The sequence below is a fragment of the Rhodococcus sp. 06-156-4 genome (assembly GCF_002259345.1).
GTDB classification, from domain to species: Bacteria; Actinomycetota; Actinomycetes; order Mycobacteriales; family Mycobacteriaceae; genus Rhodococcoides; species Rhodococcoides fascians_E.
In genome coordinates this window covers 112,497-132,236 of sequence record NZ_NPGB01000027.1, presented here as the reverse complement: position 1 = coordinate 132,236, position 19,740 = coordinate 112,497, and the positions used below count along the sequence as shown (strand labels likewise).

Annotated in this window: 21 protein-coding genes and 1 riboswitch; of the genes, 13 read left to right on the top strand and 8 right to left on the bottom strand. The window is 65.3% G+C overall.

Annotated features, from left to right (window positions below; genetic code table 11):
• The first annotated feature begins 71 nt into the window (after window positions 1–71).
• From CH290_RS19390 to CH290_RS19370, 5 genes are all read left to right on the top strand, one after another.
• Window positions 72–830 (top strand): type 1 glutamine amidotransferase, encoded by a 759-nt coding sequence (locus tag CH290_RS19390; RefSeq protein WP_033189041.1) that lies wholly within the window; start codon window positions 72–74, stop codon window positions 828–830.
• The gene (locus tag CH290_RS19385; protein WP_019666988.1) at window positions 817–1,977 is read left to right on the top strand and encodes an alpha-hydroxy-acid oxidizing protein; all 1,161 of its coding nucleotides are present in this window, start codon (window positions 817–819) and stop codon (window positions 1,975–1,977) included. The genes CH290_RS19390 and CH290_RS19385 overlap by 14 nt, the downstream gene beginning before the upstream one ends.
• Window positions 1,974–3,257, top strand: a complete 1,284-nt coding sequence (locus CH290_RS19380; RefSeq protein WP_033189040.1) for an alpha-amylase family protein — start codon at window positions 1,974–1,976, stop codon at window positions 3,255–3,257. The genes CH290_RS19385 and CH290_RS19380 overlap by 4 nt, the downstream gene beginning before the upstream one ends.
• 96 nt (window positions 3,258–3,353) lie before the next feature.
• A riboswitch (TPP riboswitch) is annotated at window positions 3,354–3,449 on the top strand.
• A gap of 63 nt (window positions 3,450–3,512) precedes the next feature.
• The gene (locus CH290_RS19375; protein ID WP_026348116.1) at window positions 3,513–4,268 is read left to right on the top strand and encodes a 3-oxoacyl-ACP reductase; all 756 of its coding nucleotides are present in this window, start codon (window positions 3,513–3,515) and stop codon (window positions 4,266–4,268) included.
• The gene (locus CH290_RS19370) at window positions 4,268–5,539 is read left to right on the top strand and encodes an LLM class flavin-dependent oxidoreductase (RefSeq protein ID WP_033189039.1); all 1,272 of its coding nucleotides are present in this window, start codon (window positions 4,268–4,270) and stop codon (window positions 5,537–5,539) included. The genes CH290_RS19375 and CH290_RS19370 overlap by 1 nt, the downstream gene beginning before the upstream one ends.
• Here the strand turns inward: CH290_RS19370 and CH290_RS19365 are convergent.
• A complete protein-coding gene (locus CH290_RS19365; protein WP_033189038.1) occupies window positions 5,527–6,135 on the bottom strand; it encodes a TetR/AcrR family transcriptional regulator in 609 nt (202 codons plus the stop codon). The two genes, CH290_RS19370 and CH290_RS19365, sit on opposite strands and share 13 nt — an antisense overlap.
• A gap of 112 nt (window positions 6,136–6,247) precedes the next feature.
• Here CH290_RS19365 and CH290_RS19360 point away from each other — a divergent pair, with 112 nt between their 5' ends.
• A complete protein-coding gene (locus tag CH290_RS19360) occupies window positions 6,248–7,180 on the top strand; it encodes a quinone oxidoreductase family protein (protein WP_020112468.1) in 933 nt (310 codons plus the stop codon).
• 23 nt (window positions 7,181–7,203) lie between these two features.
• Here the strand turns inward: CH290_RS19360 and CH290_RS19355 are convergent, their stop codons facing one another.
• Window positions 7,204–8,100: an alpha/beta fold hydrolase gene (locus tag CH290_RS19355; RefSeq protein WP_033189037.1), complete on the bottom strand. Its 897-nt coding sequence runs from the start codon at window positions 8,098–8,100 to the stop codon at window positions 7,204–7,206.
• A 70-nt stretch (window positions 8,101–8,170) separates the two neighbouring features.
• Here CH290_RS19355 and CH290_RS19350 point away from each other — a divergent pair, with 70 nt between their 5' ends.
• A complete protein-coding gene (locus tag CH290_RS19350) occupies window positions 8,171–8,653 on the top strand; it encodes a hypothetical protein (RefSeq protein WP_020112466.1) in 483 nt (160 codons plus the stop codon).
• 81 nt (window positions 8,654–8,734) lie between these two features.
• Here CH290_RS19350 and CH290_RS19345 read toward each other — a convergent pair whose 3' ends face one another.
• Window positions 8,735–9,286, bottom strand: coding sequence for an alpha-isopropylmalate synthase regulatory domain-containing protein (locus tag CH290_RS19345; protein WP_020112465.1), 552 nt, complete (start codon window positions 9,284–9,286; stop codon window positions 8,735–8,737).
• Window positions 9,287–9,582: 296 nt separating this feature from the next.
• On the opposite strand from CH290_RS19345, the gene CH290_RS19340 reads away from it, so the two are divergent.
• Complete coding sequence (locus CH290_RS19340) at window positions 9,583–10,773, top strand: ATP-binding protein (protein WP_019666979.1); 1,191 nt, start codon at window positions 9,583–9,585, stop codon at window positions 10,771–10,773.
• Window positions 10,774–10,783: 10 nt separating this feature from the next.
• Here the strand turns inward: CH290_RS19340 and CH290_RS19335 are convergent, their stop codons facing one another.
• A complete protein-coding gene (locus CH290_RS19335) occupies window positions 10,784–11,902 on the bottom strand; it encodes an alkane 1-monooxygenase (RefSeq protein ID WP_033189036.1) in 1,119 nt (372 codons plus the stop codon).
• 152 nt (window positions 11,903–12,054) lie between these two features.
• Here CH290_RS19335 and CH290_RS19330 point away from each other — a divergent pair, with 152 nt between their 5' ends.
• Together CH290_RS19330 and CH290_RS19325 are read left to right on the top strand one after the other, a co-directional pair.
• Window positions 12,055–12,927 (top strand): alpha/beta hydrolase, encoded by an 873-nt coding sequence (locus CH290_RS19330; protein WP_033189056.1) that lies wholly within the window; start codon window positions 12,055–12,057, stop codon window positions 12,925–12,927.
• A gap of 56 nt (window positions 12,928–12,983) precedes the next feature.
• Window positions 12,984–13,847: a patatin-like phospholipase family protein gene (locus CH290_RS19325; RefSeq protein WP_230620953.1), complete on the top strand. Its 864-nt coding sequence runs from the start codon at window positions 12,984–12,986 to the stop codon at window positions 13,845–13,847.
• 22 nt (window positions 13,848–13,869) lie between these two features.
• On the opposite strand, the gene CH290_RS19320 is transcribed toward CH290_RS19325, so the two are convergent.
• Window positions 13,870–14,802, bottom strand: coding sequence for an amidohydrolase family protein (locus CH290_RS19320; RefSeq protein ID WP_033189035.1), 933 nt, complete (start codon window positions 14,800–14,802; stop codon window positions 13,870–13,872).
• A complete protein-coding gene (locus CH290_RS19315) occupies window positions 14,789–15,469 on the bottom strand; it encodes a dienelactone hydrolase family protein (RefSeq protein ID WP_033189034.1) in 681 nt (226 codons plus the stop codon). The genes CH290_RS19320 and CH290_RS19315 overlap by 14 nt, the downstream gene beginning before the upstream one ends.
• Before the next feature lie 94 nt (window positions 15,470–15,563).
• Between CH290_RS19315 and CH290_RS19310 the strand changes: the two genes are divergently transcribed.
• Entirely contained in the window at window positions 15,564–16,553 is a 990-nt protein-coding gene (locus tag CH290_RS19310; RefSeq protein WP_026348114.1) for an NADPH:quinone oxidoreductase family protein, read from the top strand.
• A gap of 19 nt (window positions 16,554–16,572) precedes the next feature.
• Here the strand turns inward: CH290_RS19310 and CH290_RS19305 are convergent, their stop codons facing one another.
• Window positions 16,573–17,925, bottom strand: coding sequence for an ABC1 kinase family protein (locus CH290_RS19305; protein WP_019666972.1), 1,353 nt, complete (start codon window positions 17,923–17,925; stop codon window positions 16,573–16,575).
• Window positions 17,922–18,470 (bottom strand): TetR/AcrR family transcriptional regulator, encoded by a 549-nt coding sequence (locus CH290_RS19300; protein ID WP_033189033.1) that lies wholly within the window; start codon window positions 18,468–18,470, stop codon window positions 17,922–17,924. Before CH290_RS19300 ends, CH290_RS19305 begins: the two co-directional genes overlap by 4 nt.
• 23 nt (window positions 18,471–18,493) lie before the next feature.
• Here CH290_RS19300 and CH290_RS19295 point away from each other — a divergent pair, with 23 nt between their 5' ends.
• Both CH290_RS19295 and CH290_RS19290 read left to right on the top strand, forming a co-directional pair.
• Complete coding sequence (locus tag CH290_RS19295) at window positions 18,494–19,369, top strand: DUF998 domain-containing protein (protein WP_033189032.1); 876 nt, start codon at window positions 18,494–18,496, stop codon at window positions 19,367–19,369.
• Between the two features lie 9 nt (window positions 19,370–19,378).
• Window positions 19,379–19,738 (top strand): helix-turn-helix domain-containing protein, encoded by a 360-nt coding sequence (locus CH290_RS19290; protein ID WP_020112456.1) that lies wholly within the window; start codon window positions 19,379–19,381, stop codon window positions 19,736–19,738.
• The last annotated feature ends 2 nt before the right edge of the window (window positions 19,739–19,740 follow it).

Below are 19,740 nucleotides of genomic sequence, written 5' to 3'. Positions count from 1 at the left end.
GCACACGACCGACACGGCAGTATCGGTACAGAGGACGTCCCGTTCGGCACCGTGTCCTAACCTCGTCCCTCATGACGTTCGATTCTCGACAGGATTCCGCGACCGACAAGCGCGCAGTCGTTCTGGTCCACGATCGTGACCCGGCTCTGGGCCGACGCAACATCGGTACGCTCGCGCCCGAGTTGGAGAGTCGCGGATACCGACTCGACGTGCATTCCTTCGACTACGGGCACGCCGATACCCCGCCGTCGCTGGACGACGCCGGGATGGTGGTCGTCATGGGATCGCCGGACGCCGCGTACGGAGAGTCGTCGTGGATCGGCCCGGAGATCGACTATCTCGAGCGTGCCATCGAGAAGGAAGTACCGATTCTGGGTGTCTGTTTCGGTGGGCAGTTGCTGGCGCGAATCCTGGGCGGAACCGTCACGCGGTCGCAGTTCCCCGAACACGGCCTGACCGAGACCCGCTCGACGCGCCCGGATCTGATCGGGCCCGGACCGTGGATGGAGTATCACGACGACACCTTCGTCGCGCCGGACACCGCGACGGTGATCGCGAGCAACAGTGCCGGCCAGCAGGCTTTCGTGCACGGCAGGCACCTGGGACTGCAGTTCCACCCCGAGATCGACGTCGACGTCTTCGACTCCTGGGCCGACGCGTGGGTGCGCGACGGTATCGAGCAGGACCAGGACATGGTCGATGCCATCAGGAAAGACCTGGTTGATAACGAAGCCGACCTGCGCGCACGCTGCGCTGCGCTGCTCGACGGGTGGATTTCGTGCCGTCCACTTCCCGCCGCCCACTACGGTGGGGAGCATGAACTTCAGTGACCATCAGATCGGCATCTATGCCCAGGGCATGTTCACCGATCAGAAGCCGAAGATCACCACCAACCTCGCGAAACTCGAGGATCAGGCCGCGGCGAGGCTGACGCCCGAGGCGCTGGGGTACATCGTCGCCAGCGCCGGTAGTGGTTCGACGGCCCGGGCCAATCGAGAAGCGTTCGACCGGTGGCGCATTGCACCGCGTATGTTGCGTAGTGCGGGCGAGCGGGATCACTCGGTCACGGTGCTCGGTACGGAGCTACCCGCGCCTGTGTTGATCGCTCCGGTGGGAATTCAGACCCTCGCCCATCCCGACGGTGAGCTCGCCACCGCACGAGCCGCAGCGGCGCTCGGCATTCCGTACATCCACTCGACGCAGGCGTCGCACTCGTTCGAGCAAGTGGCGGAAGCTGGTGGCGACGCACCGCGGTGGTACCAGTTGTACTGGCCCACCGATGAATCGGTGCTTCTGAGCTTTCTGGATCGGGCAAAGACCACCGGCTTCACGACGCTCGTGCTCACCCTGGACACGACCCTGCTGGGATGGCGTCCGGCGGACCTCGACCGCGGTTATCTCCCCTTTCTCGCCAACCTCGGCATCGAGAACTATCTCACCGATCCGGCGTTCAAGGCCGGTCTCGAGCAGCCCGTGGAGACCAATCCCATTGCTGCGGCGATGCACTGGGCCAAGATGTTCCCCAATCCGGGGCTGAACTGGGGTCAGCTGAAGTTCCTGCGGGATCACTGGGACGGTCCGATCGTCCTCAAGGGGATCTGCACCGTCGGAGATGCGAGGTCGGCCGTCGAGCACGGAGTCGACGGCATCGTGGTGTCCAATCACGGTGGGCGCCAGATCGACGGCGCACGAGCATCGTTGGACGCGCTGCCTGCCATCGTCGACGCCGTAGGTGACCAGGTGACGGTCTTGTTCGACTCCGGTGTGCGCACGGGTGCGGACATGGCCAAGGCGCTTGCGCTCGGAGCGGACGCGGTACTGCTCGGCCGGCCGTTCCTGTACGGCCTTGCGCTCGGCGGGCAGGAGGGCGTGGAGCACGTACTACGCTGCATCCTCGCCGAATTCGATCTGGTCACCAGCTTGTCCGGGCACACCGGTGCCGGCGAACTCGGCCGCGAATCCGTGGTGCGCGCATGAGTCCGTCCTGGGTCGAGCACGCAATCTGGTGGCATGTCTATCCTCTCGGATTCGCCGGTGCGCCGGTGCGAGAGTGGGACGGAACCTCCTTGGCCGAGGAGCATCGGTTGCTCAAGGTGGTCGAATGGCTCGACTACGCACTGGAACTCGGGGCATCCGGTGTCGCACTCGGTCCCATCTTCGCCTCGGAAGGCCACGGGTACGAGACCGTCGACCACCTGCGTGTCGATGAGCGGCTCGGTACCGACGAGGACTTCGACACTCTGATCGACCGAGCGCACGGCCGGGGAATCAGGGTCATGCTCGACGGTGTCTTCAATCATGTGGGGCAGAGCTTTCCACGGTTCCAGAGCGCTCTTGCCGGGGACTCCGACGCGGCATCCTGGTTTCATCTCGACGCCTCCGGGCGTCACCGCAACTTCGAAGGTCACGACGAACTCGTCGCGCTCGACCACAGCAGCGCGGCAGTGCAGGACTACGTCGTCGACGTCATGCAACACTGGCTCGGCCGCGGCGCCGACGGATGGCGTCTGGATGCGGCATATGCTGTGCCGCCGGAGTTCTGGGCGACCGTACTACCGCGGGTCCGCGAACGGTTCCCCGACGCGTATTTCCTCGGCGAGGTCATCCACGGTGACTACGCACAGATCGTGCAGCGGAGCTCGCTGGACTCGGTGACCCAGTACGAGCTGTGGAAGGCGACGTGGAGTGCAATCGCGGAGCAGAACTTCTTCGAGCTCTCGCACGCCCTCGGTCGCCACAACGAGTGGCTCGACACCTTCGTGCCCGCCACGTTCGTGGGCAACCACGATGTCAATCGCATCGCCAGCACCATCTCCGACGAACGGCATCTCCCCCACGCGCTCGTCACGCTGTTCACCACTGGTGGAACACCGATGATCTATTACGGCGACGAGCAGGGATTCCGCGGCGTCAAGGAGGAGCGCGTCGGCGGCGACGACGACGTCCGGCCCGAGTTCCCCATGACCCGTGAGCAACTCGATTCGGCGGGATGGTCGACGTTCCACCTGCACCAGGAACTGATCGGACTACGTCGACGCGCTCCGTGGCTGCACACTGCGAAAACCGAGACCGTCGAGCTGGCCAACACCGCGATGCTCTATCGGGTCCACAGTGGCGACAACGCACTGCACGTCGCGCTCAATCTCGGCGACGACACCGTCGACTACCGCATCTCCGGTGAAGTCCTGGCAGGTGTTGCCTCCGTGGACGGGGGACGGACGATGGTGCCGGCACACGGATGGGCGGTCATCGGCTAGCTCGACCGTAGGACGATCTATCACTCTCTACAAATTTCGATAGATCGCCGTAGAAGGAGTGATAAACGGTAGTGCCCCGCGAAGGGACTACAGTGTGCAGTCGACACGGGGTGCCGCACCGACGCGGCTGAGAACACACCCGTCGAACCTGATCTGGTCAACACCAGCGTAGGGATGTCAGCGCGGATCGAAAGTTTTATCTGGGTGTCCGTGCATCCTCACGTTCGTGGTGTCCGCCGAGCGAGAGGCACACGCATGAACTTCGATCGTCAGACCGTCGTCGTCACCGGAGCCGGACGGGGCCTGGGAACCGCAGTGGCCCGCGCGTTCGCTGCGCAGGGAGCACGCGTCGTCGTCAACTATCGACGTAGCCGCGAGGCTGCGGAGGCACTGGCGTCGGAGATCGGTGGTGTGGCCGTCGCTGCCGACGTCACCGATCCCGCCCAGGTCGACGCCCTGTTCACCGCAGCCGAGCAGCATTTCGGCACGTCGGTGACCACCGTCGTCAACAATGCTCTCGCCGATTTCTCGTTCGACGGTGACGCGCGCAGCAAGGCGGACACCATCTCCTGGGACCAGTTCGACGCCCAGTTCCAAGGCGCAGTGCGCGGCGCACTCAACACGACTCAGCGCGCGGTGCCGGGTATGCGGGCCGCCGGATCGGGCCGGATCGTCAACGTCGGCACCAACCTGTTTCAGAACCCGGTGGTGCCGTATCACGACTACACGGCATCGAAGGCCGCGCTTCTGTCCCTGACCAGGACGCTTGCGGCCGACCTCGGCGGCGACGGCATCACCGTCAACATGGTGTCCGGCGGCCTGTTGCGCACCACCGACGCGAGCGCCGCGACGCCGGAGGAGGTCTTCGATTTCATCGCCGCCTCCACTCCACTGAAGCGTGTGGTGACGCCCGAGGAGTTCGCCGATGCGTTGCTGTTCTTCGCATCGCCGTGGTCCCGTTCGGTGACCGGCCAGAATCTCGTCGTGGACGGTGGATTGGTCAAGGACTGATGATGCATCTGAACGCCTTCCTGTACAACTGCGGTCACCACAGCGCCGCCTGGCGACATCCGCGTTCGCGCGTCGAGGATCTGGGCGACATCGGGTACTACGAGAAGCTCGCACAAACGGCGGAGCGCGGCAAGCTCGATGCGGTGTTCTTCGCCGACGGCCACTCGGTGCGTGACCCGGCAGGAGCGGGAACATGGTTTCTGGAACCGATCACCGCGATGACGGCGATGGCGCGGGCGACGACGCACATCGGTCTGGTGACCACGGTGTCCACCACGTTCTACACGCCGTTCCACGCCGCGCGCCTGCTCGCCTCCCTCGACCACATCAGCGGCGGACGTGCCGGATGGAACGTCGTCACCTCGATGTTCGACGCCGAGGCACGCAATCACGGCTTCGACGAGATCCCTCCTCGCGGTGAGCGATACGCGCGTGCCGAGGAGTTCGTCGACGTCGCCCTCGCTCTGTGGGACACGTGGGACGCCGACGCGCTCGTGCTCGACCGTGACGGCGTGTACGCCGATCCGGACAAGGTGAACCGGATCGACCACTCGGGCAAACATTTCCGGGTCGACGGTCCACTGACGGTCCCTCGTTCGCCGCAAGGCCGGCCGGTGCTGTTCCAGGCGGGCGCGTCGGGGCAGGGCCGGGATCTGGCCGCCCGCTACGCCGAGGCGATCTATGCAGTTGCCTACGATATCGACTCCGGCGCAGCGTATTACGCAGATGTGAAGGCGCGGGTCCGCAGCGCTGGACGGGAACCGGCGTCCGTCGGCATCATGCCCGGCCTCGTGACCTACGTCGGATCGACCACAGCCGAGGCGAGAGCGAAGAAGGACGAGCTCGACGCCTTGTTGCCGGTGGAGCAGTCGTTGAAACAACTGAGCACGTTCGTCGAACAAGACTGCAGTGCGTGGGAACTCGATGCTCCTGTCCCTTCACTGCCTCCCATCGAGGAATTCACCGGGCCCCACGGACGGTACGAGACCATCCTTCGGATCATCGCGAAGGACTCCCCGACCGTCGGTGAGCTGCTCGGCACGCTCGCCGCAGGCGGCGGCCACGCGACGATGATCGGCACTCCCGAGTCCATCGCCGACGAGATCGAGGCCTGGATCGACGGCGGTGCAGCGGACGGCTTCAACCTGATGCCCCCGCTGTATCCGGACGGTTTGGACGACTTCGTCGACCATGTGGTACCTGTCCTGCAGTCGCGGGGGCTCTTCCGTAGGGACTACACCTCCGACACGCTGCGTGGTCACCTCGCCTGATCGGGGCGTGTGTTCACGAGTGGACCGAAGACTGCGCGATCGACGAAGTCGACGAGCGCATCGAGTCCGTGCGACGGTTCGCCCGTCCATCGGCGTGCGAACGACTCGGCGGCGCCGGCTACGAGCTGCGCCGTCACCGCGGGTGACGCCGGCAGCTCGACGCCGTCGCTCTCGAATCCGCGCAGTCTGTCGACCCACGGCTCGAACTGCAGGATGGTGAATTCTTCGACACGGGAGGAGAGTTCGTCGTTGACGAGGGCTGCGTCGCGGAGCGCGTCGATGACTGTTCGATTCTCGCCGAAGATCCGCCAGAACACCTCGAGGTGGGGACGCATGGTTCGCGCGGTTCGTGCGACCGGATCCTGCGCGGCGACTATCGCGTCGGCTTCCTCGCCGAGCCGTTCGGCGAGGGCGAGCAGTAGTGCGTCCTTGCTGTCGAAATGGTTGTAGAACGACCCCGTCGACCGGCCGGCCTCGCGCGTGATGTCGGTGATCTTGGCCGCGAGGTATCCCGTCCGCGCGAACACGACGCGCGCGGCGTGCTCGAGTTCCGTGCGGGTTCGGGCGGCTTGAAGCTCGCGTGAAGTGGTCGGCACATGCGCCCTTTCGGTTGACAGCTACATGTGTAGCGTACAGACTGAATCTAGATTCAGTGAATACCGATTCAGTCACCCGCGTGAGGGTGCGGACGATGGGTGGAGGCACGTCGTGAAAGCAGCAGTTCTGACCGAGTACGGGATTCCGAGGTTCGCCGATCACGAGGACCCGACGGGTGCGGAGGGCATCGAGGTGCTTCGGGTGGAAGCGGCCACGATCAATGCCGTCGATATTGCCATCGCCTCGGGCGGGCACTACCTGAGCCCGCGAACCCTGCCCGTGATCGCAGGCATCGAAGGCGGTGGTGTCACCGCCGACGGACGTCGGGTGTACTTCTCCCTGCCGCGGGCTCCGTTCGGTTCGATGGCCGAGTTCGCGCCCGTACCCGTGGGCAACCTGATCGACATTCCGGACGGCCTGGACTTCGGAACCGCCGCGACCTTGGGAAACGCAGGCCTGGCGGGAAGTATGCCGCTCGTCGAGGGGGCGCACCTGAAGGCAGGCGAGAGCGTCGTCATCCTGGGCGGCACCGGCGTGGTCGGGCGCATCGCCGTGCAGGCTGCGTCCTTGCTCGGCGCCGGGTCCATCACGGTCGTCGGACGCGACCGGCAGGCATTGGAGGCGACGCTGGAACTCGGCGCCACCGGTGTGGTCGCCGTCGGCTCGACCGAAGGCGACCTGACGGCAGCGATCCGCGACGCGTCCGGAGGCGTCGACGTGATCCTCGATTACACCTGGGGCACTGTGGCACTCGCCGCGCTTCGGGCGGGAAACCGAGGCGTGCGGTCCATTCAGATCGGCGACCGAGCCGGAGCCGACATCACGATCCCGGCACAGCTCATGAGGGCACTGGGAGCGACAGTCGCAGGGTTCATGCCGATTCACCACGGGCCGCAAGCGGTGGTCGACGCCTACCGTCGGATCAGTGACTGGGCAGCCGAAGGCAAGCTTCGGATCGAGTACGAGGAAGTTCCGCTGTCCGACGTCGAGAAGGCATGGAGCCGAGCATCATCGGTGCGGCACAAGCTGGTTCTCGCGCCCTGAGATGTTCTTCGGTCGACGGCCGGCTACTCAGCGGCCAGTCCGGCGATGTATGTCTTGGTGAGTTCCGCGATGTCGCGCGCGTGGGAGATCGGCGACCAGTGGCCTGCTGGAATGTCGTTGCGAGTCAAGTTCTTCACCCACTTGCCTGTGTCCGCGTAGTGGTACGGGCGCACGGCGACGTCCTCGGTGTTCACGATCAGTTGGACGGGGATGTCCACGTAGCGTTCCCGCGGCTTCGTCAGTCGTGGAACGATGTTGGCGCGATAGAGGTTGGTGCCGTTGGTTGCATCGGACCACAGGGTCGAATTCTGTGTCACCAGAGCAGGATCGACGCCCGAGAACTCCTGCAGGAACGCGGGCCACCCTTTGGCGAACTGGCGTTTGATTCGCAGCGTCGACAGTCCGGGGATATGGAACGTGACCGTGTACCAGGAGGCGCGCACCTGGGCGAGGACGTGTCGTATGCCCTCCGCCGTCGGTTTCGCGAGGCGCGAGCGCGACCATTTGCCGAGGTGGTCGAGGTTGGGACCGGAAATGGATGTGTAGGAGGCGATGCGGTCGATGGCGTGTGGCTCGGCCGCTGCTTCCCAGGCCTGGACTGCGCCCCAGTCGTGCGCGAGGACGTGGACTTTCCGGTCCGGGCTGACGGCGTCGATCACTGCATAGAAGTCGGAGGCCAGGTTGCGGAGCCGGTATGCCGACCGCTCCTGAGGAATCGTGCTCTCGCCTGCTCCGCGCACGTCGTAGGACACGACGCGATAGTCCTCTTCGAGGAGCGGGACGATGTGGCTCCACAACTCGTGCGTGTCGGGCCAGCCGTGAACCAGCACGATCGTCTCACCGTCCGGGTTGCCGGTCTCGAACACGGCGAGGTGCATGCCCTCGTTGACGACGATTCTGCGGTCCATAGCGGTGTTCATGCACTCGACTTTAGTATGAATCCGGGTTACATGTACACGAACTGTCGGTCCTGCCTGCGAGAATCGACCGGTGATCGAGAACTCCGACTGGCCGCCGACCGTACGCGCGATCGCCGACGCAACCGATGACGCAATCACCGCGGCACGCGCCCGCTCGAAAGGCGACTTCGACGACGCCGCGCGGAGTCTCGACTCCGAGGACAGAGCCCAGGTCTCCTCGATCCACGCCGAGATGGTGCGTTCGCTACTCGAAGAACTGCATCCCGACGGTCTCACCGGCGAGGACGTCCAGGATGCATTGACGAGCGCGGTCCGGGCGTCGGCCGCGTGGTACGAGGATCTGGACGTTCCCGGCTTCGTCGAGGTGCTGACGGGGGCGCTCGGCGTCGCCGATCACATGCAGGAGGCCGCGGAGCAACGGCCGTTTCCCCGGCCGGAGCACGCGATCCTGATCATCACCGACTTGCTGGTCAGGCGAAAGGTCGCGGCCCAGGGCTACATCCAACGCGCGGTCGGCGAGATTCGGCGGGCCGAGACGATGGAAATGCCGTAACGCTTTCTACATGTTTCTAGTGTCCATGGAAGAAAGCCGTAGAAGGCGATAGTGAGCGTTGCTATCGCCTTCTACGAATATCTAGCGCGCAGCCGATAGAGGTGTAGAACCATCCAGAGACGGACGTGCAGCCCTGCGCCGGTCGAGTAGTAGGTTGGCTGCGCCGATGACGGCCCTGATCGATGATTCGACGCTGCTCGCGTCGATGGCCATCGCCCATTCGCGTCGACCGTCGATGTCGCACTGGACGAAGGTCGCCGTCGAGCCGTGCAGAAGCTCATGCAGGCCCAGCGGTTGCTGGTGGAACGCGGTGATCTCGATGTGGATGCCTGCGTCGTAGAGCATCGACGTCAACGCGTCGATCGGGCCGAAGCTGGTTGCCGTCGTGGAGTGAATGGAGTCGCCGATCCCGAAGGTCGCATCGAAGGTCTTCCGGCCGCCTCGCGCGTCGGATTCCTGCCAGCTGCCCAGGCGGATCGGACCCGAGGCGCCGCTGAACTCGGCACGGAACTCCGACCAGGTCATGGCCTGCGCGGAGGCCGTCAGTTCCGGCGGGAGAATGCCGCCGAAACGCGACGCGAAGGACTCGCTGGCAGACGACGGGGCGGAAGAGGTGCAGGGGAGAGCGTTCATGGAAGTGGTCTTTCCGAATGTGAAGGAAGGACCGAGATAGGTAGCACAACGACCCGCAGCGGGGGTCGGTCCGAATCAGACCCCGCTACGGCGGTGTACTACGAGAAACTTCTGCACGAGTGTCAAAGTACTCTCGCCTGCCCGTGCAGAGCAAGAATTCGGTCGTCTAACGGTGTCTAGCGGCCAGCCGATAGTGCCCGATACGGCGCGATGAAGTTGCTAGGCCTCGATAACACTCTCTAGGACACGGCCTAGATGTACCCATAAAGAGCAATCCCACTTGTTACTTTGACCCCATGGACCCCGTGCGTAACCCCTACGCTCCCGGCGCAGGTCAACGTCCGCCCGAACTCGCCGGGCGAAAGAAGCAACTCGACGCCTTCGACGTCGTACTCGAGCGCATCACCCGTGGCCGTCCGGAGCGAAGCGTCGTACTGACGGGTCTGCGAGGCGTCGGGAAAACGGTATTGCTGAATCACTTGCGTTCGGCGGCCGTCGCGCGAGGATGGGGCACCGGCAAGATCGAAGCGCGGCCGGACCAGGAGCTGCGACGGCCACTGTCGTCGGCACTACACATGGCCGTCCGAGGAATCGCCGCGTCGCACCGGGATCCCGAGCGCGTCGACGAGTTTCTCGGAGTGCTCAAGGCGTTCGCGCTCCGAGCGTCGGCGGACAAGGGCATGCGCGAGCGTTGGCAGCCCGGCATCGACGTTCCGGCGAAGACCGGACGAGCCGACTCGGGTGACATCGAGATCGACTTGGTCGAACTGCTGCTCGACGCGTCGGCGCTGGCCGGGGACGTCGGCGTAGGCATCGCCATCTTCATCGACGAAATGCAGGATCTCGGGCCTGCCGACATCTCGGCGCTGTGCGCGGCCTGCCACGAGCTGAGTCAGGACGCGGCGCCGCTGATCATCGTCGGCGCAGGGCTGCCGCATCTGCCTGCAGTCCTCTCCGCGTCGAAGAGCTATTCGGAGCGGCTGTTCAGCTATCACCGCATCGGCAGGCTGGAACGGACCGCGGCTGATCTTGCGCTGATCGCTCCTGCGGATCGCGAGGACGTCGAGTTCACCACCGAGGCACTCGACGCGCTGTACGACGCCGCGGACGGATACCCGTACTTCGTGCAGGCGTACGGCAAGGCGACGTGGGATCTCGCGGCCGAAACACCGATCACCGCCGAGGACGTTCGTGTCGCGGCGCCGACCGCGGAGGAAGAGCTGGCGGTCGGATTCTTCGGTTCGCGGTACGAGCGGGCAACCCCAGCGGAGCGCGAGTACATGCGCGCGATGGCCGATCTTTCGGGCGACGATGCGTCGGTGCCGACATCCGCGGTGGCCACCGAGCTGGGCCGCAAGCCCGCGTCGTTGTCCCCCGCACGGGACGGGCTCATCAAGAAGGGCCTGATCTACTCCGCCGAGCGGGGAACCATCGCCTTCACGGTCCCCCACTTCGGGCGGTACCTCCGGGCGCAGACAGACGACTAGGGCACTCCACTCACAAGGAATTGATGCGCGACATGTCCCCGTCGTAGTAGTCGATCAGCCTTTGATCCATCACCTTTCGCCACAGCGGAGGCACGAGTGCGCAGAAGATCATCACTGCGTACCCGGCCGGGAGCTGCGGGGAATCGTCCATGCTGCGCAGGGATTGGTACCGCCGCACCGGGTTGGCGTGGTGGTCGCTGTGCCGCTGGAGGTGGTACAGAAACAGGTTGCTCCACAGGTGATCGCTGTTCCAGCTGTGGGTGTGGTTGGTGCGCTCGTACCGCCCGCGCTTCGTCTTCTGCCGCAGCAGCCCGTAGTGCTCCAGGTAGTTCGCGGCCTCGAAGAGAATCACCGCGATCACTGCCTGCAGCACCAGGTACGGCGCCACGATCCAGCCGAAGCTTGCGATCAGAGCCGCGAACAACACGACCGAGATGGCCGCCGCGTTGAACAGGTGATTGTGGGCGGTCCAGCGCGATTTGCCGATGCGATGAAGCCGGCGCTGCTCGAGCTCCCACGCGGAGACGATGCCGCCGATCATGCTCCGCGGAAGAAACCTCCAGAAGCTCTCGCCGTACTTGGCCGACGCAGGATCCTCCGGCGTCGCCACCCGCACGTGGTGCCCATGGTTGTGCTCGACGTAGAAGTGCCCGTAGAACGACTGCGCCAATGTCACCTTGGACAACCAGCGCTCGACGTTCTCACGTTTGTGGCCCAGTTCGTGCGCGGCGTTGATGCCGACTCCGCCGACGATTCCGATGGTGATCGCCAACCCGACACGCTCCGGAACTCCGAGAGGTCCGTGCGCCCACAGGTAGCAGGCCAGGACCAGCCCGGCGTACTGCAGCGGGATCAGCAGATACAGGCACCAGCGGTAGTACTTGTCCTTCTCGAGCGCCTCGGCGGCTTCGACGGGCGGGTTACGACGGTCTACGCCGGAGAAGGCGTCGACGAGCGGGATGACGATGCCCATGATCACCAGGCCCAGCAGCCAGAACGCGCCAGGGCCGAGCCAACTGACCAGGCCCCAGGCCATGAACGGGCTGAGCGGGATCACCAGGCCGAGAGGCCACAGGTATCTCTTGGGATCGCGCCACGTGAGCGGCACGCTCGGAGTCTGCTGGCTCATGAGGGTCGCATACCCCCTCTCGGAAAATCGACCGCAAGAAATTTACTCTGACTAAAGGTAACAGTTATTTTCGGGCAAAGGTCCTCACCATTGTCGTTCGAACCAGCCACGTGATCGGATGGGCACACAGACCCGACGTGAGGAGCACCACTGTGGACAGAGCCGAGTTCTCGCTCGTTGGCCGGCACGGGACCGACATCGTCTACGACGTCTGGACGCCCGATGCCGAGATTACCGGGCTGGTCGTGCTGTCCCACGGACTGGGTGAGCATGCCCGACGCTACGACCACGTTGCCGCTGTGCTCGGCGACCTCGGCCTAATCGTGTACGCGATCGACCACCGAGGGCACGGGCGGTCGGGTGGCAAACGGCTCGAGTCCAAGAACTGGTCGGATTACGTGAGCGACCTGCACGAACTGTTCCGCATCGCCCGCACCGCGCACCCGAACACCAAGACATTCCTGCTCGGGCACAGCATGGGCGGCGCTATCGCGCTGTCCTACGCACTCGAGCATCAAGCCGAGCTCGACGGTCTCATGCTGTCCGGCCCGGCAGTGGTGCTCGGTGACGGAACACCCAAGATCCTCGTGCCGATCGGAAAGATTCTCGGCAGAATCGCGCCGTCCGTTCCGGTTCAGGCACTCGACTCGGCCGACGTCTCGCGCGACCCCGCCGTCGTCGCCGCGTACGACGCGGATCCCCTCGTGCATCACGGGAAGGTTCCTGCCGGGCTGGCCAGCCACCTCGTCGGCGCGATGGAAAGTTTCCCGGCTGCCCTGCCGTCGTTGACGCTGCCGGTGCTGCTGCAGCACGGCAGCGAGGACAAGCTCGCCGACGTGGCAGGCAGCCGGATGATCGCCGAGAGAGCCGGCTCCACCGACCTCACCCTCGAGGTGTACGACGGCTTGTTCCACGAGGTCTTCAACGAACCCGAACGTGAGCAGGTCCTCGCCGATCTGGTCGCGTGGCTCGCTCCGCGTGTGAATCGGCAGTCTCGCTCCGCGGGTGATTCGACACCGAGGTAGTAGGTTCTGTGCCTGGGGCTCGAAGAACGTAGCCGGGGATGTTCGTATCGAAGGGGATGAATGTGTCGCGCACAGCGTTGGTTCTCGGCGGCGGTGGGGTCGCCGGAATCGCATGGCAGACGGGCCTGCTTCACGGACTGGCCCACGCCGGTGTCGACGTGACCGGCCCCGACTGGTCGGACATGCTGCTCGGCACTTCGGCGGGAGCGGCCGTCGCAGCCCAGGTCAGCAGTGGAGTGTCGCTCGCAGACCTCTACGACAGGCAGGTTCGGCCCGAACTGCAGATCGACGAGCCACGTCCGAATGTGTCGATCGACTCGCTGAACGAGTTGCTCGACGCGGCCGCCGAGCGGGCAGCAGGCGACCGACAGCGCTTCGCCCGCTACGTCGGCACTGCCGCTCTCGCGGCGTCGACACCGTCCGAAGCGGAGCGACGTGCGGTGATCGCACACAGGCTGCCGTCGCACGAGTGGCCGGATCGTGATCTCAGGGTCGTGGCGGTGGACGCGGAATCGGGCCGACATCGAGTGCTGAATCGCGATTCCGGAGTGAGATTGGTCGACGCCGTCGCAGCCAGTTGCGCCATCCCGGGAATGTGGCCGCCGGTGACGATAGGCGTGCATCGCTACATCGACGGCGGCGTCCGATCCAGCGAAAATGCCGACCTCGCAGTCGGTTTCGCGAAAGTCCTGATCCTGCAGGTCGGCGTCGTCGATGCCGGGCAGGATCCATCGGCGGCCGAGCGCGAACGCTTGATCGCGGGAGGTTCGAGCGTCGAGGTCATCCGGCCCGACGCCGACACGCTGTCGGCCATCGGACCCGACCCCACCGACCCGGCTGTACGTTCTGCAGCCGCCGAGGCGGGCTTCCGTCAGGGCAGTGCGGTCAGCGAGGCGCTTCGCGGTTTCAAGCAGGCCTGACCTTCGGTTCAGTCGGTTCGGCTCACGCCTCGTGCAGTCCGAAGAGGGTTGCGCCGTTGTGATAGCAGACATCTCGAACCCAGTCGTCGCCCAGATCCAATCGACGGACGGCCTCGAGCGCATCGAGATACGGGTACGGGATGTTGGGAAAGTCGCTTCCGAACATGATGCGATCCTGCAGATCCAGTAGACGCGATCTCTCGGCGACCGGAAACGGCCATGCCGATTCGGAGAAATCGGTGAAGGACATCGTGGTGTCCAGCCGTACCTCCTGGTGAAGCGTCGCGATATCGAGGAATTCGGTGTACTCGGGCATGCCCATGTGCGCAATGATCAACGGTAGGCGCGGAAATCGTCGGAGCAGTCCGGCGATCGGTTCCGGTCCCGTGTGGTCACCGGGTGCGGGGCCGGAACCGCAGTGGATGACGACGGGTACCGCCGCATCCTCGATGGCGCCCCACACAGGATCCAGTAGGGGATCGCCCGGTGCATAATTCCCTACCTGGATGTGCGACTTGAAGATTCGAGTCCCGGAGGTAATCGCGTCGGCGACGTACCGCCCCGCGTCGGGCTCGGGGTAGAACGTTGCCGTCCGAAGGCAATCCGGTGTGCGTTGCGCAAAATCTGCACCCCACGAATTCAGCCACGCGGCCATCCCCGGCTTGTGCGGATAGATCATCGACGTGAAACCGCGTACGCCGAACTCGCGCAGCCGGTTCAGCCGCACCTCCTCGTCCTCGCGGTAGGTGATCGGCCAGTCCATGCCCACGAGCGGCCCCGCACTGTCGAAGTACGCCCACACCTTGTCCATGACGTTCTTCGGCATGAAGTGGGTGTGGACGTCGAACAGCCCCGGAAGTTCGAGCTCCTGCCAGAACGCTCGGACCTGCTCCGTCTCGTCCGTTCCTGGTTCGTCCGTTCCTCGTTCGGTCGAGCTCGGTTCAGTGGGCGACATGGCCGTCGAACCAGTCGAGAGTGCGGACCCAGGCGTCGGCGGCGGCGTCGGGGTTGTAGACCGCGGGCCGGTCGTTGCAGTTGAAGCCGTGCCGGCCTTCTGCATAGCGAGTGATCTCGGTCGACACAGGGGCCGTTGCTGCGGCGGCACGCAGTTGTTCCACCTGTTCGACGGGAATGCCGGTGTCCAGGTCGCCGAAGAAACCGTGCCACGGTGTCTGGAGTGCGTCGGCGACGGACAGCATTGTCGGATAACCGAAGCGGGCTTTGTCGATACCGCCGCCGTAGTAGGTGGCGGCTGCGCCGAGCGTGCGTCGAACAGCGGTGTGGAAGGCAACCGATCCGCCCATGCAGAACCCGATGATCGCGGACTGGGCCGGTTCGAAGCCTCGGGCGGCGATGTCACCGAGGGCCGCGTCGACGTCGGCATCGACCTCGGTGGCCTGCAGCGCGCCGATGGACGCCATCGCCGAGTCCATGTCGGTGTAATCGTGAATCTGCTTGTCCTGGCGGTGGAAGAGATGGGGTGCGACGGCTACCCAGCCGGCGTCGGCGAGGCGCCGGCAGATGTCGACGATGTGGGTGGTCACTCCGAAGGCTTCCTGGACGACGACGATGCCTCCGCGCGCCGGCCCGGACGGTGTTTCGACGGTGAGGGGGGTACTCATGAGTCGATTCGATCACATCGACTTGTACGGTGGGATCGAGGTACGTAGATCGTCGGCATTCCCCCTGGCAGCAGATCTTCCGAGAGGACAGCACATGCGCGCGGTACACATCACGAGTCTCGACGGCCCGGAATCGGTGCAGATCGTCGACATCGACGAACCCGCGGTTCGCGACGACGCGTTGGTGATCGACGTCGAGGCGGCGGGCGTCGCGTACCCGGATGCGCTGCTGACCAGGGGGCTGTACCAGTACAAGCCGGAACTACCGTTCGTTCCCGGCAGCGAGATCGCCGGGATCGTGCGCTCGGCGCCGGAGGGATCGGGGTTCGCCCCTGGCGACCGTGTCGCCGCGCTGACCGGACTGTCCGACGGTATGGCGGAGGTCGCCGTCGTCTCGCCCGACACCGTGTTTCCACTACCCGACGCCGTGTCGCTCACGGCAGGGGCGGGTTTGCTCTTCAACGACCTGACGGTGCACTTCGCGCTTCGCGAACGAGGGCGATTGGCCGAGGGCGAGACCGTGCTGGTGCACGGCGCTGCAGGCGGTATCGGAACGTCTGCGCTGCGGTTGGCGCCGGTACTCGGAGCGTCGCGCGTGATCGCGGTCGTCAGCACCGAGGCAAAGGGTGAGATCGCGAGGGCTGCAGGCGCCACCGACGTCGTGCTCACCGCGGACGCGGACGGAACAGGATGGAAGGACGCCGTCAAGAAGCTGACCGACGGCAGAGGCGTCGACCTCGTCGTCGATCCTGTCGGCGGTGATCGGTTCACCGACAGCATCAGGAGTTTGGCGCCGTCGGGACGCATCCTGGTGCTCGGTTTCACGGGCGGCGAGATCCCGACAGTGAAGGTGAATCGCCTGTTGCTCAACAACGTCGACGTCGTCGGTGTCGGTTGGGGCGCATGGTGGATGACGCGGCCGGGGTACCTCGCGACTCAGTGGGCGGAGCTGGAACCGCTGCTGGCGTCGGGAGAACTGACCGCCCCGGAGCCGACGGTGTTCTCGATCGACAAGGCATCCGATGCCATACTGTCACTCGAAAATCGCACCGCCGCAGGAAAAGTGGTTCTACAACTGAAGTAGCCGGCAGTTTCACTCCGGTTCAATCGGGAAGTTCCACTCCGCGTGCTGTGGACAACGCAGCGATCTCCGCGGGGAAGACGTTCTTGAAGACGAACGGGTCGGTCCCGAGCGCCCAGTTCGGGGCCAGTTCGATCGCGTACCGCTCGAAATATCCGAGTTGCTTGCCGACGAGAATGAGTTCCTCGGGACTCGACGTTCGGTACTGCTTGCCCATTCCGACGAGAGCCTTGATGAAATCGGTCAGGCTGAAGTGCGCCAACGTGTCCGACAGCATCGGTGCGAACACGGCCTGAAGGATGAGTCCGACCTCGGCGTCGGTGCCCACGTCGTCGGTGACGATGCCGAGACGCTTGACGCTGCCCGCGAGGCGGGTGAAATCGCCGTCGACGACTGTGGCGTGGAACAGGTCCTGCAGGAGCATCCGCCACTGTTCGTCGAGTTCGCCCATCACGCCGAAGTCGAGGAAGGACACGCGTCCGTCGTCGAGCACCCAGACGTTGCCCGCATGGACGTCGCCGTGGAAGAGGCCGTGCAGCACGAGCGCTTCCATCCACACCTTCGCGGCTCGCCGGACGACGAGTTCCGACGCGTCGCCCGGCGTGCACTGGTCGAGCGGTGAACCGTGCATTCGTTCCATGCAGATCACGCGGCTGCCGCAGTATTCGGTGAACACCTCTGGCGCGGTGACGTACTCGTTGTCGCCGAACGCGGAGATCGATTCGCGGAAGCGTGCTTGCCTGCGCGCTTCGACCACGCTGTCCAACTCGGCGAACGTGGCGGCGTGGAGGTCGACGATGATCGCGGATGCGTTGGCGGTCTTGAAGAACACGATGAACTTCTCGAGCGCACGGGCGAAGATGTAGGCGATGCGCAGGTCCACCTTCATGCGGTGGTAGATACCCCGGCGCTGGACCTTCATGATCACTTCGCGGCCGTCGCGCAGGACGCACAGATGCACTTGCGCGACCGATGCAGAGGACAGCGGGACGTCGTCGAAGCGGCTGAACAGCTCCGCCGTCGGCCGTCCCAGGTCGGACTCGATGGTGGCGCGGGCCTGCGCACCCGGGTAGGGCGGGACCTCGTCGAGACATCGGAGGCAGGTGTCGGCCAGGACCTTGGGAAACAGTCCCGGGGACGAGCCCATCAACTGCCCGACCTTGACGAACGTCGGTCCCAGGACGAAGAAGGCGTCGACGACGCCCTCCGAGGCGTGAAGCGGCCAACCGCGACGCGGTGCGAGCGCCCACTTTCCGACAGCCAGCACCTGATAGAACACCAGGACCGCGCCGATGACGAGCAGGCGCAGAAATTCGCGAACTCCGAATGTGCGCAGCGGCGGAGCAGGTCTGGTGGTGATGGGTCCGGTGGTCATCGCGCCAGCTCCATCGAGCCCGTGCCGAGCGCGGCGGTCTCCAGGCGAGACATGAGACGCTCGAAGCTACGGGTGTCGCCGGACGTGCGGGAGAGCACCAACGCTCCCTGTATCCCGGCGACGATCTCCTCCGCCAAACCTCGGGCGTCGTCGCCGTGTCCGAGTTGCCGCAGCACCGGCGTCAGCGCGTCGATCCAATCGCTGAAGTACTTGGCGACGCGGGAGCCGAAGAGTGCCCGCTCCTCACCGAGCGAGAACGCCGCGAACAAGCAGACCCGACGGCCGGACTGGAAGTACTTCGAGGTCTGCGCGAACATGTCGTGGGAGCGCGCGCGGGCGTCCGTCGCGGCACGCAGCGGTGCGAACACGTTGCTCTGGAACCACCGCTCGACCTCGTCGAGAACTGCCTCCGCCATCTCGGTCTTTCCGCGGGGGAAGAAGTGGTACAGGCTGCCCTTGCCGAGCCCGGTTCGCTTGCTGATCACCGACAGCGAGGACCCGTTCCAGCCCAGGTCTCCGAAGACACCTGCCAGGACGGGCACCACGTCCCGCCTGTCGGCGGTGGTTCGTGACGCTGCTGTTCGTGACGCTGCTCTTCGTGACGCTGCTGTTCGTGGCACAGTTGCTCCTCGAGGGGGTGCTCCCGCGCCGCGCTGCGTGGGAACGACCCCGACTGTACCTACCGGTACAGGCTGTTCACCCGGACCCCTTGGTTCCGGATCGTTCGTACAGGGAGACAGTCATCGGGACACTGCGTACTGCCTGGGCACGCGGCGCATCGGTAGGTCGACGATGCCGCATTGCCGGCGCTCTGTTCGGAGTGGCCGGTGTGCAATATCTGCTCGCGGAGGCGGCTACAGCTCTCCGGTTCGACGGCTACAGCCCACTGCACGACACCGTCAGCGAGCTCGGGGTGCCGGAGGTGTCCGAGTGGCACGGACTGATGAACGCCTCGTTCTGCGTGTCCGCGGCGTCGGTGCTCGCGGCGGGACTCGTCGCGGCTCCCCTGCTGAGAAGGGGACGGGCGCAGCTGATGCGTGGCAGTGTCCTCGCCTACGCGGTCGGGAGTGTGCTGGTTGCCGTGGTGCACACGGGCGAGGGCAACCTGCACACCCTGGGGGCGGTTCTGGCCATCGGCGCAGGAAACGTCATCGCCCTCACTGTCGGTTCGGCACGGACTGTCGGTTCCGATGCGACGAGATTCCCGCGCTGGTACTCGCGCGCTTCCGTCGGGCTGGGGACGGTGGGGTTCGCGGCGTCGGCGTTGCTCCTCACGGGTGTCGGGCCGGTCGGCGCGGTGGAGCGTGGCTCGATCTACACCTTCGTGGCGTGGGAGCTCATGACCGCGGCGACAGTATGGCGACGACCAGGACGGACGGGACCGATTTCTGCCGACAGCAGAATAGGTTCGGAAGATCGAGCGAAGGGTCCACACAGCTCCTAGCCTGGCTGCATGGCAGACGAACGAGCTATCGCGAAGGTTCTCCCGCTGCGCCCCGCCGCAGGTCGTACGCCGCCCGGCCCCGAACCGCTGGTCCGTGAGGGTATGGGCCGGGTTCTGCGTCGAATCCGCACGGAACAGGGCCGCACCTTGCAGGAGGTCTCGTCCGAGGCGCGGGTGTCGATGCCCTACCTCTCCGAGGTCGAGCGGGGACGAAAGGAAGCGTCGTCCGAGGTGCTCTCGGCTCTGTGCGGCGCGCTGGAGATCGCCCCGTCTCGCCTGCTGATGTTGACCGGGCGAGAACTCGCTGGAACGAACTCCGCCCAACGAGTCTCGCGCGGTCCCGCTCCCGTCACCATGCTGGCCGCCTGACC